The organism is Shewanella surugensis, assembly GCF_023284005.1.
In the GTDB taxonomy this organism is placed as follows: domain Bacteria; phylum Pseudomonadota; class Gammaproteobacteria; order Enterobacterales; family Shewanellaceae; genus Shewanella; species Shewanella surugensis.
Genome location: NZ_JAKIKS010000112.1, coordinates 1 through 18137 on the forward strand (window position 1 = coordinate 1; position 18137 = coordinate 18137).

At 41.5% G+C, this 18137-nt stretch carries 16 protein-coding genes; 11 read left to right on the plus strand and 5 right to left on the minus strand.

The features are described 5' to 3' along the window. The first annotated feature begins 73 nt into the window (after nt 1-73). Nucleotides 74-211: a hypothetical protein gene (locus L2764_RS20865; RefSeq protein ID WP_248942277.1), complete on the plus strand. Its 138-nt coding sequence runs from the start codon at nt 74-76 to the stop codon at nt 209-211. A 36-nt stretch (nt 212-247) separates the two neighbouring features. Here the strand turns inward: L2764_RS20865 and L2764_RS20870 are convergent, their stop codons facing one another. Beyond that, entirely contained in the window at nt 248-1600 is a 1353-nt protein-coding gene (locus L2764_RS20870) for an aspartate aminotransferase family protein (protein ID WP_248942278.1), read from the minus strand. 219 nt (nt 1601-1819) lie between these two features. Here L2764_RS20870 and L2764_RS20875 point away from each other — a divergent pair, with 219 nt between their 5' ends. After that, complete coding sequence (locus L2764_RS20875) at nt 1820-2878, plus strand: AraC family transcriptional regulator (protein ID WP_248942279.1); 1059 nt, start codon at nt 1820-1822, stop codon at nt 2876-2878. A gap of 77 nt (nt 2879-2955) precedes the next feature. Here the strand turns inward: L2764_RS20875 and L2764_RS20880 are convergent, their stop codons facing one another. Both L2764_RS20880 and L2764_RS20885 read right to left on the minus strand, forming a co-directional pair. After that, the gene (locus L2764_RS20880) at nt 2956-4785 is read right to left on the minus strand and encodes a long-chain-acyl-CoA synthetase (RefSeq protein ID WP_248942280.1); all 1830 of its coding nucleotides are present in this window, start codon (nt 4783-4785) and stop codon (nt 2956-2958) included. A 106-nt stretch (nt 4786-4891) separates the two neighbouring features. Further along, on the minus strand, nt 4892-5335 hold the full coding sequence (locus L2764_RS20885; protein WP_248942281.1) for an HIT family protein: 444 nt from the start codon (nt 5333-5335) through the stop codon (nt 4892-4894). A 388-nt stretch (nt 5336-5723) separates the two neighbouring features. Between L2764_RS20885 and L2764_RS20890 the strand changes: the two genes are divergently transcribed. From L2764_RS20890 to L2764_RS20900, 3 genes are read left to right on the plus strand one after another with little or no spacing between them, the layout of a single operon-like run. Beyond that, complete coding sequence (locus tag L2764_RS20890; RefSeq protein WP_248942282.1) at nt 5724-6467, plus strand: hypothetical protein; 744 nt, start codon at nt 5724-5726, stop codon at nt 6465-6467. A gap of 4 nt (nt 6468-6471) precedes the next feature. Next, on the plus strand, nt 6472-6918 hold the full coding sequence (locus L2764_RS20895; protein ID WP_248942283.1) for a nuclear transport factor 2 family protein: 447 nt from the start codon (nt 6472-6474) through the stop codon (nt 6916-6918). Nucleotides 6919-6954: 36 nt separating this feature from the next. Further along, nucleotides 6955-7635 (plus strand): iron-containing redox enzyme family protein, encoded by a 681-nt coding sequence (locus L2764_RS20900; protein ID WP_248942284.1) that lies wholly within the window; start codon nt 6955-6957, stop codon nt 7633-7635. Between the two features lie 100 nt (nt 7636-7735). Here L2764_RS20900 and trxB read toward each other — a convergent pair whose 3' ends face one another. Beyond that, nucleotides 7736-8689, minus strand: coding sequence for a thioredoxin-disulfide reductase (gene trxB, locus L2764_RS20905; protein ID WP_248942285.1), 954 nt, complete (start codon nt 8687-8689; stop codon nt 7736-7738). Between the two features lie 205 nt (nt 8690-8894). Beyond that, entirely contained in the window at nt 8895-10010 is a 1116-nt protein-coding gene (gene ald, locus L2764_RS20910) for an alanine dehydrogenase (protein ID WP_248942286.1), read from the minus strand. Nucleotides 10011-10189: 179 nt separating this feature from the next. Between ald and lrp the strand changes: the two genes are divergently transcribed. From lrp to serS, 6 genes are all read left to right on the plus strand, one after another. Continuing rightward, on the plus strand, nt 10190-10693 hold the full coding sequence (lrp, locus tag L2764_RS20915; protein WP_248942287.1) for a leucine-responsive transcriptional regulator Lrp: 504 nt from the start codon (nt 10190-10192) through the stop codon (nt 10691-10693). Between the two features lie 207 nt (nt 10694-10900). Next, entirely contained in the window at nt 10901-13444 is a 2544-nt protein-coding gene (locus L2764_RS28600; RefSeq protein WP_248942288.1) for a DNA translocase FtsK, read from the plus strand. Between the two features lie 90 nt (nt 13445-13534). Beyond that, complete coding sequence (gene lolA, locus L2764_RS20925; RefSeq protein ID WP_248942289.1) at nt 13535-14161, plus strand: outer membrane lipoprotein periplasmic chaperone LolA; 627 nt, start codon at nt 13535-13537, stop codon at nt 14159-14161. 63 nt (nt 14162-14224) lie between these two features. Next, nucleotides 14225-15502: a replication-associated recombination protein A gene (locus L2764_RS20930; protein WP_283107101.1), complete on the plus strand. Its 1278-nt coding sequence runs from the start codon at nt 14225-14227 to the stop codon at nt 15500-15502. Next, nucleotides 15495-15869: a fluoride efflux transporter CrcB gene (gene crcB, locus L2764_RS20935; protein ID WP_248942291.1), complete on the plus strand. Its 375-nt coding sequence runs from the start codon at nt 15495-15497 to the stop codon at nt 15867-15869. Before L2764_RS20930 ends, crcB begins: the two co-directional genes overlap by 8 nt. 21 nt (nt 15870-15890) lie before the next feature. Beyond that, a complete protein-coding gene (gene serS, locus L2764_RS20940) occupies nt 15891-17177 on the plus strand; it encodes a serine--tRNA ligase (RefSeq protein ID WP_248942292.1) in 1287 nt (428 codons plus the stop codon). The last annotated feature ends 960 nt before the right edge of the window (nt 17178-18137 follow it).

The window sequence follows — 18137 nt, forward strand, 5'->3', positions numbered from 1 at the left end:
AATCCACTCTTCATGAGAACGTTTAGTCATGTTAACTCCTGATGTGATAGTCAGACGTTAAAATAAGGGATCAATGAACGCAGTTGAAGATGTACTTGCTCGGACGGTTACATTATGTATGGGTGTTGACGCTGTATGTTGGGTAAGCGGATTTGGTAAAAGTGCTTATGTGACAACATCATTTACGATAAACAAAAAACGGATCGCTTAAAAAGTGAGCCGTTTTATCATTTATTGCATGGGAGCATTAAGCGGGCGTATTTAATGCTTCTGCCATAGCGCGATCAGCCGTGGCTTCAAGCCAAGCAAGATCGACATTTTTATGGGCTTCACAAATAAACCAAGGTTCACGTGAATCAGGCTCTAACATGACGCCAAGCTTGATTAAATTATGGGCGAACTGGGTATATAAACCACTGTCAGTTTTTTTCCAATCACGGTAGTTTTGAGGCACTTCATCGCCAAAGTGAACCCCAAACATCGAATCTGGGCCAGCAAACTGGTGTGCTATACCATATTTAGTGAATACGCGAGATAATAGCGCTTGAATATCGGCCCCAGCTTGATTAATACTGGCATAAGCATCGGTTTCATTCAGTAAGGTCAAGGTGGCTTTTGCCGCACTTAAGGCAATCATATTAGCAGTATAAGTCCCACCATGAGTGACGCCTTTTTTGCTGAAACTAATGATATCCATCACATCGCCGCGGCCACCAAAAGCGGCGACGGGATAACCATTGCCCATGGCTTTAGCATAAGTGGTTAAATCGGCATGGATACCGTAAAGCGATTGTGCGCCGCCTTTGGCGACGCGAAAACCTGTTTTGACCTCATCCATGATCAATAAACTACCATGAGTGTTGCACATATCACGCAGCTTTTGCATGTAAGCTTGCGATGAGGCGATGCTGCCACAATTGCCTAAAATAGGTTCAATGACAATGGCGGCAATATCATCACCAACACGCTTAAAAACGGCATCGATAGCGGCAAAATCATTTAAGGGAACCGTTTCAAGGTGTTCACGGCTGGCTTCAGGGATCCCAGTTCCAAATGAGGTGATTTGCGGGGCATTTTGAGTACTACTATCCCAGTTATCGACATCAGATTTCCACATCATTTCATCGTATAAACCGTGAAAACCGCCTTCAACTACCACGATTTTATTGCGTCCAGTAAACCCTCTTGCCGTTCGTACAGCGCCGATCACGGCTTCTGTTCCTGAGTTGGCAAAGCGCATTTTTTCAATATTGGGGCACATCTGTTTGATTAAGGCAATGACTTCAGCATCAAGGGCAGTCGAAAAGCCTGAAATGGTGCCACATTCAGTAATGGTTTTAATGACGGCCTGATCAACCCGAGTGTCTCGGTAACCTAATATAATGGGACCGTAGGCTAAGCGAAAATCGACAAATTCTTGCCCATCTTCATCGGTAATCGTGCAGCCTTGAGTGTGTTTGACAAAAACAGTATTGTTTTCTCCCCAATAGCGGTAACTATCAGCCACCCCTAATGGCATATGGTTTTGAGCGTTTTCTAATAAGGCGTTACCGGTAGGTTTACTTAACTGAGTCATATGATCTTTGTCTTCATGGTTCATTTATGGGGCGCATAATACAGGGCTTGCTAACAATTGACTATAATATTGCGGTTTTTAAGAAATTTTGCTGAGGGGAACATAAGTGTTTATGTCGTTTTCACTATATTGTTTTCACTATATTGTTTTCACACTCGTAGAGGTTAATATTATGACTTGCTTAGAAGCAAAATGCTGTTTATTCTGGTTTTAAGATGGTTTATTGGTTATGGAGAACGACATATGGAACTTGGCCTGACTTCTTTCCCAACGGTATCCGCTGCCGCAGTATTGGATTTGTACGATGTATTGTCTTGTCATCAAGTGTTAACTCAACGGAATTGTTGTCAGTTGAATTTTAGACGCCAAGATTTGATGGGTGTTGAAAAGCGCGTCCCTTTAGCCTTTGAAAAACAATTATGGGCGTTAGGGAAAAGTGCTTCAAGCATTGAAAATATTGGTTTTGTGGTGGGAACACAGATTAACCCTAATGCGCAAGGGGTACTGTCTCATTTATTGTCTGTTGCTGAGGATTTAAGGGAAGCGGTTTATTTATATAAAAAATATATCGTCTTAATGAATCAATGTGAGAAAATTGATGTCATTGAATATGAATGGGGGCTGAGAATTCTCTATTTGACAGACTATGATTATGAATATACTCAAATATCAACAGAGCGAAGTTTAAGCGCCATGGTGACTTGGGCAAGGTACTTAACCCAAGATAAATTCACCTTACTAAAAGCCAGTTTTAAGTATAATAAGGTGTCTTATTTTACTGAATACATTTCTATTTTCGGTGCGAAACTTAAATTTAATCAAAAAGAAACGTTTCTTGATATTCCCAATAGTGTTGCAGATTTAAAAATCAAAACGGCGAGTGCTTATATTAAAGAAATATTAGTGAAACGTATCGAACATAAAATTAAAGTACTGTTTATTGACGCATCGATTAAAGAAAAAGTGACGTTGATTATTAGCCAGAAATTACATTGTGATGCGTGTTCATCGGATATTGTGGCGCAGAGATTAAACATGAGTCGGCAGACATTGCACCGAAAATTGAGCAAAGAAGACTCGAGTTTTAAACTTATTCTCAGTGATGTGAGAAAAGAAAAAGTAATGGGATATTTGTTGGATAAGAGCCAAAGTGTGGAAAGCATTGGGGGATTATTGGGTTTTAAGGACTCGAGCTCTTTCTATCGTGCTTTTAAATCTTGGTTTAATACCACACCCAAGGCGTTTAGATTAGCGCTACAGGCTCAAACTGCTGACGAGCTGGTAGAACAACATTTATGGTAACAGGCGACTGACAGTCATGCATTTCAGGATGCGTAGACGTGTTCTTCGTAACCACGTCTACGCGAGCCGTTTATGAACTAATAACGATATTTTCCTTGATGGATATGATGCTGTAATTTTGAGCATAATGGTTGATAAGTTTCGGTATTGGGTAATAATACGTAAATGGGGTTGTCGGATTTTTCGATGTTAAAGCCAATTTCTTTGAGTGCTGATTTCTTATGTTTAAAGGTACCAGTAATATCGATCCCCTTGCTTAAACTGATAAAAATAGGGATGGCGTATTGGGGGACCGTATTTTTTAAATTACGATAAAACGTTGAAAAATTAAAATCAGCAATGTCACAGGTTAATCGTATTTGTGCCATTCCTGCTCTGCCATCCGTATTGGGGATCTCGACACCATAGACGACAGATTCACTCACCTCCTCTATGTCATCGATGAGCATTTCAATCTCTGTGGTGGAGACATTTTCACCTTTCCAACGAAAAGTATCACCAATACGGTCAACAAATTGTGCATGTTTAAAGCCCATATCTCGCATTAAATCCCCAGTATTAAACCAAGCATCACCTGTTTTAAAGACGTTTCGTAATACCGTGAGTTGGGTTTTTTTACTGTCGGTATATCCGTGGAAAGGGGATTTATCACTGATCTCACCTAAAAGTAATCCGCTTTGTCCTTTAGCGACTGTTGTTAAAAAACCGGCTGCGTTTTTTATGGGTTGCTCTCTCTCTTTATCGTATTCAATGAGTGCGTATTTATAAGGGGCAAATCCGACGGTATTATCGAAGTTGAACACATTACTGAAGCCGATGTTACCTTCGCTAGAGGCATAAAATTCACACACTCTATCGACATCGAAGCGTTGTTTAAAGGCCTTCCATATGGAAGGCCTGAGGCCATTGCCCAACATTATTTTGATTTGATGATCCGCATCATCTTGAGTGGGAACTTGCTCTATTAAGTAACGACAAAGCTCACCGATATAACCAAAAGCGGTGGCTTCATAATAACGAATATCTTGCCAAAAACGGGAGACACTGAATTTTCTTGCCATAATGAGAGTGGCATTCCCCGCAAGGATAGAGCCCCAGCAAATGGCCATGGCTGTCGAATGATAGAAGGGAAGGGGCACATACATAGAATCTTTGACGGTTAACCCGACGGTGGCGTGTCCAAAGGTGCCATAGGCTTTCATAAAGCGGCCGTGATTAAAAATAACGGCTTTAGGTAATCCGGTGGTTCCAGAGGTGTAGACATAGAAACAAGGATCGTCACAATAGATGTGATTCACTTGGGGTAACCTTTTTCCAGATTGCGACTGAATGATCAAAGCTAAGTTTTTCCAATGCATTGGCGCATGGCCTATTTTTGTCAAGGTATCCGTATCGGCCAAATAAAAATGATGGGTACAAGGTATATCAATGTGATCGCGGATAGCTTCATAAGCTTCATAGCATTCTTCACCGACCACGATTAATTTAGGCTTAACAATGGTAAGGCTATGAACGAGTATTTTTCCTTTCTGACTGGTATTGATCATGGCGCTAATGACGCCTATTTTGGCACAAGCAGCCACGGTGGCTAATAGCTCCGGCCTATTTTCTACCATAATGGCGACGCAATCGCCTTTTTGAAGATCATGACTGAGTAAGGTGCGGGCGATTTTATTACTCCACTCATTAAAGACCTGATAAGTAATATTGCGTTCTTGATAACGGATAGCAAAACCTTGTGGATTTTTCTTTGCTGATTTTTCAACACAAAGGCCGAGCCCAACCGGCTTTTTTTTATTTCTAGCATCGGCGACTTTGAGGCCTTTTATAATACGAGGTAGCTTAAATAAAATGTTCGGTAATTTGAGTATTATTTGTTTTGCTGTGATGATTTCATTATGTTTCATTCTATCAACTCTAGCGGTCATGATAATATGTATTAAATCTTATGTAAGAAGTCTCCTAAAAAGAACGGCAATTTGGAACACATTATTGGTAATTTGTCTCAATGATTTATCTATGAGTCAAATAATGGGATATTTTCTCTGCCGAATGCTGCATTTTTTTATTTTTCAGGTAATTTAGAGGGTTAATGAAACGTGTCAATATATTAAAAAGTAAATAAAGAGTGTCAAATTGATACCTTGGGATTAAATGTAAGTGAACATGTGGAATGTGTTGGTAAGCACCTGGACCGTCATTAATTAAAAAGTGGATGTCTTTAATTTTATGGTTTGCCTTTTTCATTGCTAGGCTCACGTTGCTCGCCATATTCATTAAGTGCTGTCTTTCTATGTTAGTTAATTCAGTAATGGATTGTTTATGGCTTTGGCTTAAAATTAAAACATGACCGCAGTTTAACTTGAATTTATCTAAAATAGCATGGCAATGTGTATCTTTATAAATACTAAAGCAATCGATCTGATTATTGTTTATTTCACATAAAACGCATTTCATGATTATAGTCTCCATTAATATTTCACATTGGTAATGTAGCAATTTAAAATGATAACTCAATTAAAAAATGATAAGGATTTTTGTTTTTTTAATTAAATATTATTAATCACTTTCTGTAAAAAGATAACAATGCAAAATGTAAGTGTTTTCTATGAGTGAACCAAATCAATTGCAAATTCATTATTTAATTGTTTTTAATGATTTTATTTTAACTTGTTGTGTCGATGTATGGAAGTAACAAGCGGGATGAAGAGTGAGGATTGTCTGTAAGGTTTATTTTACACGTGACAAATATCCATATTGATAAGACAAAATGCAATTGTATTGTGTCAAAGACTTCGATAGATTTTTCTGCGGTATTGATATTTCATGGAACAGGGAAAATGTTATGAATATAGCAATAGAAACGTGTGAAAATGATGAGGTTTATGACGCTGTTAATTTAAACCTAATCAATTCTGAATTAGACAAGCTATATCAATATACGGATGTGTTGACTCAAAAGTTTATAGGTAAAGATAAAGTTACTATTCGACAAGTTGTCAATAACAATGATTTATATTTGTTATCTGAAGCGCGAAAAATAATTTATAAAAAACACGCGAGTTATTTCAGTCAATTTTATGATAAAGATTATTATATTGATGAAAAAGATTATTCATCTTATCTTTTTGCTTGCTATTATCAAGGAGAAATCATTGGTACCCAACGTATTGCAACGTATCCGTTTGAGGTGTCTAAATTTATTGAACATGAAGATTTGTGTCAGTTTTTAGGCGACGACTACCAAGACACTTATATTGAGTTTTCTAGACTGGCAGTGAACAGTGATTATGGACTGGGTAAAGGCGTTGCCCATGCATTAAATGTGGTTTCGGGTATTTTAGTGGGGATGAGTATAAATAGAAGCAAATATATTACTTATTCAAAACCACAGTTGAAAAGACAAGCGGCTAATTTTGGTAGTGATGTGATTACTTTTACGATAAAAGAGCGAGAAAACGAACAATATGAGTTGTACAAGTCAGATATATTGATGGGACTTTCTCAATTATTAGCGATACCTAAAGAGCCGCATTTATCGCTTTATGACAGTATTAAGAACGTGATGATGAATGACAAATGGAGTTAATCATATGCTCACAGCAATAAAAGAAGAAACCCATTTCGACGGGAGCAACGAAGCGATATCTAAAAAGAATATTGAAACGGTACTGACATTTTATGATGCTGTTTTTACTCAAAGAACGGTTGAGTCTTGTAATCAACTAATGAGAGTGGATTATATTAATCACAGCCAATTTGTTGACAATGGCAGAGAAAATTTTAAAGCTTATTTTAAAACCTTTTATCAGAAGTTTAAGCAATCGGGTACCGATGTGGAATTGGTTTTTGCTGATAAGGACTTAGTGTGTTTGCATGCGACTCATTGGGCCTCCAATCGTTTGTTTACGGTGAAAATAAAATGTGTCGATATTTATAAATTGCAAGATGGCCAATTGGCTGAGCATTGGGATTCAGTCGAAGGCTTGACCGTTGTTTCTCGATTAGTTTTCTTTTTAAAGTCTTTTTTAAAACTTTAATGATTAACATTATACAAAATTTAAGGAATAGGGATTATGTCATTTATCAATGAACTGGCTGAAATATGCGATAAAGAATGGGGGAAAATAAAAGCGGGTACTTTTTTTCGTTTAGCGAATGAAGCGATAACGACAGAACTGTATATCGATGCGATGGTGCAAGTTTTTCACTATACAAAGAATAATGCGATCAACCAGGCCGCCGCGACTTTTCCTGAAGATCATAAGAAAGTGGGTTTACTGCGTTTTGCCATGCGCCATGCGCTAGAAGAGTTGGGTCATGAAAATATGGTGGTGAGGGATCTTGGTTCTATGGGCGTTGACTTGAGTGTCTTTGATACGCCACCTTTACCTGCCACAGAAGCACTGAATGGTTATTTACATAGTGTGGCTATTCGAGGAGGGGTGATCCCCAGATTAGGTTATAGTTTTTGGGCCGAAGACAGTTATGAGCATTTAGGCGGTTTATTAGATGCTTGCCGTAATGTGTTGAAATTGACTGATAAGCAATTGAGCTTTTTTGTGGCCCATGCGGTGATTGATATTAAACATGCCCAAGATGTAAATGATGCGATTGAAGAGTGGGTGGTCACGGATAAAGAAAAGCGTGATGTGATACAAGTGGCTAAAACGACGCTATTTTTAACCGGACAAATTTTAGAGTCTGTCGCACAAACCTATTTAGAAAAACAAGAAAATCTGGCGTTAACGGCTTAAGTATTAAGACGTATTTAATAACATCCGTCAGTGTAGATAAAAAATAGCAGGCGATCCCTGCTATTTTTTGTCTCTATTCTAAGGTCTTGGCTACGGGAATTTAGCCTTTTGCATCCAAGTAACGTTCGGCATCTAGTGCCGCCATACAGCCTGTTCCAGCTGAAGTAATGGCTTGGCGATAGTGTTGATCCATGACATCACCTGCCGCAAACACGCCTTCAATACTGGTTTGGGTGGCATTACCTTGCAGTCCACTTTCGACTTTCAAGTAGCCATAGCTCATGTCTAATTGGCCTTCAAACATTTGGGTGTTTGGACTGTGACCGATGGCAACAAAAACCCCAGCAACGGCTAAGTCTGTCATGCTGTCATCTTTAGTACTCTTCATTTTAAGGCCAGTAACGCCCATGGCATCGCCGACCACTTCATCCATCGTTTGATCGAGGTGAAGAATGATATTGCCATTAGCCACTTTATCCATCAGACGACCAATTAAAATTTTCTCTGAGCGAAAAGTATCACGGCGATGAATTAAATGAACCTCTGAAGCAATATTACTTAAATATAAGGCTTCTTCTACAGCCGTATTCCCCCCGCCAACCACAGCGACTTTTTGATTTCGATAAAAGAAACCATCACAAGTGGCACAAGCAGAGACACCTCTTCCTTTAAAGGCTTCTTCAGACGGTAAGCCCAGATATTTAGCCGATGCGCCTGTGGTAATGATAAGGGCATCACAGGTGAATTCACCATTATCGCCTTTTAATCTGAAAGGGCGAACATTGAGATCGACCTCATTGATGTGGTCAAAAATAATCTCAGTATCAAACTTTTCTGCATGTGCTTGCATACGCTCCATGAGCGCTGGACCAGTTAAATTATTGGCATCACCCGGCCAATTTTCAACTTCTGTGGTCGTGGTGAGTTGCCCACCTTGCTGCATGCCCGTGATCATAACAGGCTTTAGGTTTGCGCGTGCAGCATAAACTGCAGCGGTATAGCCTGCGGGGCCTGAACCCAAAATAAGTAAATTACAGTGTCTAGCTTGGGTCATTACTTTCTCCATTCCTTTACGCGTTGGAAGGGATTGTAGGGAATTACGCTCTCAGGGTAAAGCGATGGAAGAAGATTATTCTAGATTGGGTTAATCGAAAAAATCAATGAGGGTTAAACGCTTGTAAGACCGGGTGGATAAAAAAGGAAGCCGAAGCTTCCTTTTTTTGTAGATAAAGCTTATTTATTCAAATAGACACTTATTTTTATACGAGTAAAAGTAATGGGTCTACATAGGCTAAATCAAGGGCTTCAGCGACTTCGGCGCAGGTGATTTTACCGTGCATCACGTTCAGTCCATTACGCAGATGCTTATCCTGCTGTAAGGCTTTTTTATAGCCCAAATCAGCAAGCTTAATAATATAAGGTAAGGTTGCATTGTTTAAGGCAAACGTGGAAGTACGCGCGACGGCGCCCGGCATATTAGCCACGCAGTAGTGAACCACATCATCAACGATGTAAGTGGGATCTTCATGGGTTGTTGCATGAGAGGTTTCAATACAACCGCCTTGATCAATGGCCACATCAACGATGGCGGCGCCACTCTTCATTCGCTTAATGTGATCTTTGGTGACCAGTTTTGGGGCGGCAGCGCCAGGGACTAATACGCCGCCAATGACCAGATCAGCTTCTAGGACGTATTTTTCGATGGTACTGGCGGTTGAATAAATGGCTTTGATTTTATTATCAAACTGAACATTTAAACGGCGTAAAGTATCGATGTTACGATCAAGAACCACAACATCTGCACCGAGCCCAACGGCCATTTGAGCCGCATTGGTGCCGACCATGCCACCGCCAATAATGACCACTTTAGCGGGTTCAACTCCCGGTACGCCGCCAAGTAACATACCCAGGCCGCCGCGGGATTTTTCTAATGCCATGGCGCCAGCTTGAATAGACATACGTCCAGCGACTTCTGACATTGGCGCCAATAAAGGTAAGGTGCCCCGATCGTCGGTGACGGTTTCATAAGCAATACAAACGGCTTGGCTATCAATTAAATCTTGGGTTTGGGGTAAATCAGGTGCAAGATGTAGATAGGTGAATAACAATTGATCGGGTTTTAACATCGCTCGTTCAATGGCTTGAGGCTCTTTCACTTTAACGATCATTTCTGCGATGTCGAAAATTTCGTTAGCTGTGTTAAGGATTGTCGCCCCGACATTACTGTAATCTTGATCGGAAAAACCGACACCTAAACCGGCATTAGTCTCGATAAAAACATCATGTCCTTTTAGTTTTAGTTCATGAACACTGGATGGAACCATACCAACACGATATTCATGGTTTTTGATTTCTTTAGGAACACCAATTATCATCTTTAAGCCTCAAATTGCATAAACACCCATTTACATAGGGCGTGATAGTGATTGAAGGGAAGTCTGAATTGTTATATTTCAGTGAAGCTAGTATATTACTCCTACGGTAGTTTATGCTACTAAAGATGGACCATTTGCAGTGTGTTGTATTGTTTTGCTGCTAATTTAAGGTTAATAATATGGTAAATAATAAAAAAAGTCCGATAAAAGACTTAGATAGAATCGATAGAAATATACTCAACGAACTACAAATTGATGGACGTATTTCAAATGTCGAACTTTCAAAGCGAGTGGGTTTAAGTCCAACTCCTTGTCTTGAAAGGGTAAAAAGGCTAGAAAAACAAGGCTATATTAACGGTTATACAGCGCTAATCAATCCGCATCATATCGGTGCATCTTTATTGGTTTTTGTTGAAATCACATTAAACAGAGACAGTTCTGAAGTGTTTGATAAGTTTAATCGCGCAGTTCAACTCCTTGATGATATTCAAGAATGTCATTTGGTTTCAGGAGATTTCGATTACTTATTGAAGACACGAGTGTCTGACATGTCAGCTTATAGAAGATTACTAGGAGAAACATTGCTGCATCTACCCTCGGTTTCAGATACTCGAACCTACGTAGTTATGGAAGAAGTGAAGCAAACGAATCGCGTGGCCATTAATATCATGAGTGGCACGTAACGCGAAAATATGCTGTAAAAAGAGCCGGAAGGCTCTTTTTTTGTGCATAAATCCAAATGATACAAAATGTTACTTATTTTTTATTAAAAATGACTGGTTAGTCAAAAAATCAGAATGATTAAAAAGCGGAGTCTGACACTGCACATTCAGCTTATTTCTGGTATTGTTAGAGTCATTATGATTTGATTTTTTAGCAAAGGTTTTAGTTTGTTTAAGGATAAAAGTGTTAAGACACTCTCTGGCGTACAACGACTTCTTGAAGGAAGTCTGATCCTTTGCTGCATGGTAGCCACTTTTGTTTTATTGGCACTGAGCAGTTTTCATTCATCTGATCCCGGTTGGAGTCAATCTAATTTTGATGGCAGCATTGATAATGTGACCGGAGCTGTCGGTGCTTGGATTGCCGATGTTTTATTGTATTTCTTTGGTTATACCGCTTATGTTATCCCCATAATTATTGCCGCCACGGGGTGGTTGCTTTTTAAGCGCACCCATAAATTACTGGAAGTGGATTACTTTTCGGTTGGGTTAAGATTGGTGGGCTTTTTATTAGTTGTATTGAGCTTAGGTGCACTCGAAAGCATGAATGCGAAGGATATTTATGATTATTCGGCTGGCGGTGTCATTGGGGATGTGATTGCCGCGGCGATGCTGCCTTATTTTAATCAATTAGGCACCACCTTACTATTACTCTGTTTTGTTTGTGCAGGCCTAACACTGTTAACGGGGATCAGTTGGTTAAACTTGATTGATATATTAGGGTCAATGACGATCCGTTTTTGTGTTTATTTAATCCGTTCCCCTGCAAGAATAAAAGCGAAGCGCTTAGATAGAGACAGTAACAGAGAAAGTAGAGATACCCAAGATACTCAAGGTTTTATGTCTTTGGTTGAGAATTTTAAGGAAAAAAGGCGTCTTGGACAAGCACAAAAACAAGCGCTTGAGCAAGAAGAGTTTGATGAAGAAATAGCGGACAACGCCGAAGGGCGTATCGAACCGGAACTGTCATCTTATACTAATGTGAGTGACTTTCAGTCAGCGTCAACGACCCGTGTGGAGACGTTTGATGAAGATGTGATCGATTTCGAGACTAAAATGTCAGAAGGCGCCGTAGTGGCGAGTGCCCGTCGAGTGAATGAAAAAGTCAGCTCTAAAGCGAAACCGGTTAAGAAAAATAATACCGATAAGGCAAAGATTGTCGATGGGATCGTCATTTTACCTGGGCAAGATGAAGCGGGTGAGGTCGTCGATATGACCCCATTACCGTGTATTAGTTTGCTCGATATTCCTAATCGAAAAGCCAACTCCATCAGTCAAGAAGAGCTGGAGCAAGTCGGTAAGTTGGTTGAGCTTAAATTAGCGGATTTTAACATTGTTGCTAAAGTCGTGGGAGTCTATCCTGGTCCGGTGATCACCCGTTTTGAGTTGGATCTTGCTCCTGGGATCAAAGCCTCCAAAATATCGAACTTATCGACTGACTTAGCGCGCTCGTTGTTGGCAGAAAGTGTGCGTGTAGTTGAAGTGATCCCAGGTAAAGCTTATGTGGGGTTAGAGCTGCCGAATAAATACCGTGAAACCGTGTTTATGCGGGACGTTCTCGATTGCCATGCCTTTAGAGATAATGAATCTCATCTGAGCATGGTATTGGGACAAGATATTGCCGGCGAGCCTGTAGTGGTTGATTTGGGAAAAATGCCTCATCTTTTAGTTGCCGGTACCACGGGCTCAGGCAAGTCTGTGGGGGTCAATGTCATGATCACCAGCCTGCTGTATAAGTCGGGTCCTGATGATGTGCGTTTTATTATGATCGATCCTAAGATGTTGGAGCTCTCTGTTTATGAAGGCATTCCTCATTTATTGTGTGAAGTCGTGACCGATATGAAAGAAGCGGCTAATGCCTTGCGCTGGTGCGTGGGTGAAATGGAGCGCCGTTATAAATTAATGTCTGCTTTGGGTGTGAGAAATTTAAAAGGTTATAACGCGAAGATTAAGCAGGCGAAAGCACAGGGAGAACCCCTTATTGATCCGTTGTGGAAATCCTCTAACAGTATGGAGCCCGAAGCCCCAGAATTAGAGAAATTGCCTTCTATCGTGGTGGTGGTCGATGAATTTGCCGACATGATGATGATTGTGGGTAAAAAAGTGGAAGAACTCATTGCACGTATTGCCCAAAAGGCGCGGGCGGCGGGGATCCATTTGATTTTAGCGACACAACGTCCGTCTGTTGATGTGATCACCGGACTGATTAAGGCGAATATTCCCACACGAATGGCCTTTCAGGTGTCTTCAAGAATTGACTCCAGAACGATTTTAGATCAACAAGGGGCCGAAACGCTATTGGGGATGGGGGATATGCTGTATCTTCCACCGGGTACCAGTGTGCCCATTCGCGTCCATGGCGCCTTTATTGATGATCATGAAGTGCATAAGGTGGTCGCGGATTGGCATGCAAGAGGAAAGCCGCAATATATAGAGGCGATTATTCAGGGGGGTGGAGAAGGGGAGCCGGTGTTATTACCCGGAGAGGCGGCTGAAAATGCTGATGACACCGATGCACTTTATGATGAGGCGGTGGCCTTTGTGACACATTCGAGACGAGGCTCTATTTCCAGTGTACAACGAAAATTTAAGATCGGATACAATCGTGCCGCAAGGATCATAGAACAAATGGAAGCGCAAGGGGTGGTGAGCGCGCAAGGGCATAATGGCAATCGCGAGGTGTTGGCGCCTCCGCCACCGAGCGATTTTTAGGTGCTTGGTTATTGAAAGAAAAAATTGATGATTGATTAACATTTGAATTTATATCATTGTCGATATAAATCCGTTGTATTAGGGATGGTTATGAGAAAGACACTTTGTGGTTCATTGGTGAGTTTACTCATGTTTTCGAGTATGAGTGTACAAGCAGATGATGCTGCGGTACTTAAAAGCAAACTAAGTCAAATAGATAATTTAAAAGCGAATTTTAGTCAGACGGTGACGGATCTGAATCAGAAAGTGATTCAAACCGGTAAAGGCGTATTAGCCTTGGCCTTTCCGAATCGTTTTTATTGGCATTTAACGGAGCCCGATGAATCGCTTATTGTGGCCGACGGCAGTGATGTGTGGATTTATAATCCATTTGCTGAAGAAGTCACCGTGATGGATGTTAATCAAGCGATTAATGCCTCACCCATTGCCTTATTAGTTCACCGAGATGAAAAGACTTGGTCACAGTATCAGGTGAAGCAACAGGGTGAATGCTATAACATTAAACCCTTAAATGTGGATGCTGCGATGAGCTCAGTTGAAGTGTGTTTTAATGGCCAATCACTTACCGAAATTGTACTGGATGATCAGCAAGGCAATGTGAGTCAATTTCGCTTATCGAATCAAACTACGCTGACAAAAGCAGAGTCGAGCTTGTTTACTTTTATTCTTCCCGACGGTGTTGATGTTGACGATCAACGTTTACATGCGGCTCAATAAGATATTAACGTGGCAAATCTAGATTTTGATTTTTCACCGGATTTCAGGCCATTGGCGGCCAAAATGCGGCCTCAAACGCTATCTGAATATGTGGGACAGGCGCATCTGCTGGGTGAGGGTAAACCATTACGTTTAGCCCTAGAGGCGGGGCGTGCTCATTCGATGCTCTTCTGGGGACCGCCGGGAACAGGCAAAACCACCTTGGCGGAACTCGTGGCTCACTATACTCATGCCCATGTGGAGCGAATTTCAGCGGTGACCTCAGGAGTCAAAGATATTCGCAATGCGATTGAACTGGCCAAGAGCGTCGCGCAGTCTCGAGGGCAACGCACTTTGTTGTTTGTCGATGAAGTGCACCGTTTTAATAAAAGCCAGCAAGATGCTTTTTTACCGTTTATTGAAGATGGCACGGTTATTTTTGTCGGTGCCACCACCGAAAACCCCTCATTTGAAATTAATAACGCGCTGTTATCACGGGCGCGGGTTTATGTCATCAAGCCATTAACCCAAGATGAAATCATCTCGATTGTGACTCAAGCCTTGAATGATGCAGACAAAGGCTTAGGTCAACGTCAGCTGACGATGTCACCCGGGGTGATGGAAAAATTAGCCAATGCCAGTGATGGCGATGCACGCAAAGCCCTCAATTTAATGGAGCTGATGAGTGATATGCTCAATGACGGTGAGGGCTTCACTGATGAGATGGTTGTTCAAGTTGCCGGTCAGCAATTAGCCGGTTTTGATAAAAACGGTGATAAATTTTATGATTTGATTTCAGCGGTGCATAAGTCCATTCGTGGCTCGTCACCTGACGCGGCGCTTTATTGGTATTGTCGTATGCTCGAAGGCGGTTGCGATCCTTTGTATGTGGCGCGCCGTTTACTTGCCATTGCATCTGAAGATGTGGGCAATGCTGATCCGATGGCCATGTCGGTGGCGGTCAATGCGTGGGAGTGTTTTCATCGTGTAGGGCCCGCAGAAGGTGAGCGAGCCATTGCTCAAGCGGTCATTTATTTAGCCTGTGCGCCAAAAAGTAATGCGGTATATACCGCCTTTAATGCGGCAAGGGCGCTGGCAAAAGAGTCAGGTCATGAACCGGTTCCGGTACATTTACGCAATGCGCCAACAAACTTAATGCAAGATTTAGGTTATGGTGAAGGATACCGTTACGCTCACGATGAGCCTAATGCTTATGCTAACGGGGAATGTTATTTGCCAGAATCGTTGGCGCAGAGTCAGTTTTATTATCCCACTGAGCGGGGATTTGAAAAACGTATCCAAGATAAATTAACGAGTTTGGCAGCGTTAGATAAAGACAGTCAGGTTAAACGTTATGACTAATTTGTTATTAGTGGCCTTAGGCGGCTCCGTTGGTGCGGTTTTACGCTATTGTTTGTCACTATTGATGCTCCAGCTATTTGGTACTGCTTTCCCTTTTGGTACACTGTTGGTTAACATCATAGGGTCATTTGCCATGGGTGTTGTATATGCCTTAGGGCAGGTAGCTCATCTGAGTCCTGAGATGAAGGCATTGATTGGCGTAGGGTTACTCGGGGCGTTAACCACCTTTTCCACTTTTTCTAATGAAACCTTGTTGTTATTGCAAGAAGGTTTCATCGCCAAAGCTATTTTAAATGTTATTTTGAATATCGGTATTTGTTTGTTTGTTGTATATTTAGGCCAACAATTTGTTTTTTCTCGTTTTTAACTATTAATAAGATAATAAAACATGTTAGATCCAAAATTTTTACGAAATGAATTAGAAGTGACCGCAGAGCGTTTAGCGACTCGCGGGTTTATTTTAGATGTCGACCGTCTCGGTAAACTAGAAGAGAAGCGTAAAGTACTTCAAGTGGCCACCGAAGAACTGCAAGCCTCACGTAACGCTATGTCAAAGTCCATTGGTCAAGCCAAGGCAAAAGGGGAAGACGTTGCCCCTATTATGGCCCAAGTGGGCGCGTTAGGTGATGAGCTTGATGCAAAAAAACATCAGCTGTCGGCATTATTAGAAGAGCTGCATGCGGTTGCGATGAGCGTGCCTAATGTCCCCGATGAGTCTGCGCCTGTTGGCGCGGATGAAAGTGAGAATGTGGAAGTTCGTCGTTGGGGAACACCACGTGAATTTGATTTTGACATCAAAGATCATGTGGATTTAGGCGAAGCAATGGGTGGCCTCGATTTTAAAAGTGCGGTTAAAATTACGGGTTCTCGCTTTATTATCATGCAAGGCCAAATGGCAAGAATGAATCGCGCCATTGCTCAATTTATGTTGGACTTACACACAACCGAGCATGGCTATACTGAAACCTATGTGCCATTACTGGTCAACAATGACAGCTTGCTTGGCACTGGCCAGTTACCTAAATTTGGTGAAGATCTCTTTCATACCCAACCAGCGACTGAAGAAGGACAAGGCTTAAGCCTCATCCCTACTGCTGAAGTGCCATTAACCAATTTAGCCCGTGACACCATTGTTGATGAAGATGATTTACCGATTAAGCTAACGGCGCATACGCCTTGCTTCAGAAGTGAGGCGGGATCATACGGACGTGATACTCGCGGTCTTATTCGTCAACATCAATTTGATAAAGTCGAGTTAGTGCAGCTAGTGAAACCCGAAGAGTCGATGCAGGCACTTGAGGGGTTGACTCGTCATGCTGAAATCGTACTGGAAAAGCTGGGTCTACCTTATCGTACTGTTATTCTTTGTACCGGTGATATGGGCTTTACCGCCAGTAAGACCTTTGATATTGAAGTCTGGTTACCGGCGCAAAACACCTACCGTGAAATTTCATCTTGCAGCAACACGCAAGACTTCCAAGCCAGACGTATGCAAGCACGTTTCAAGGCTAAAGGCGCGAAGAAGCCTTCGTTACTGCATACATTGAATGGCTCAGCATTGGCCGTAGGCAGAACGCTGGTGGCCATTTTGGAAAACTACCAAAATGCCGATGGCAGCATTACTGTGCCAGAAGCCCTGCGTTCTTATATGGGTGGGTTAGAGAAAATCGGTTAATCGATTTTAGATTAATTATTCTTCAGCCTGAATAGAGCCGTACCGTTAAGTACGGCTTTTTTATGCCTGATTGAGCCATAATGTTAATTTGGCAATTATTATTGTTTTCGAATGAGTCATCTCATAGGCTGGTTAGTTTGCATTTCTTATGGCTATTAGATATTAAGCTTCGCTTAATGGAATATCGTGATTGAGTGTTATTTAATCACCTGCGGTGAGGCTAAGATCGTGAGTTCGCACTCACATAGGGCTATTGGATATTAAGCTTCGCTTAATGGAAAGTCGTGAGTTCCCACTCACACCGGGGCAAGAAGGACTGCTCGTCCTAACAACTTCCATGTCTAAAGGCCAGCCAAATGTCCATATTTGTCGCTCAAAGAGGCCATGGTTATGACCTTCGCCCTCTAATATCCACCATGACGCCAACGAAGTGAATCTACATTTATCACCTGCGGTGAGGCTAAGGTCGTGAGTTTCCACTCACACTGGACCAAAGGGGATCAACAGCAATCCCCCTTGGAACCCTGTGCCGCCCCTAGCGAAGTTGTTATCCTCATACTTCATTGAAAATATTCTACCGTTTCCGATGGAGCGTCCTGCCCCGCGAAAACTAGGTGAACATCCATGTTCACACTCACGATATTTTCAATGCTTTATTTCGGTAACTTCGATGGGGATCTAAAAGCAAAAGATGAAAGCAGTCGGTTTCTTTGAATAGGACTTTTACTTTTGTAGGTATTTTTTTAATCCACTAAGTTGTGAGCTGGGTCGATGGTTTGCACTTCGAGTTATTGTCAAATGTGGTGTATCAATGAATCGTGATGTTCTGTTTGATCTTGAGTGATCCGTTCACCATCTTTAAATTGAATACCTGATATGACATCAGCAAGCAGCTTAAAACCTCGCAGGCGATACCACTTTTTTTCTGCTGATTGCGCCAGTTTAAACACCATCATTAAT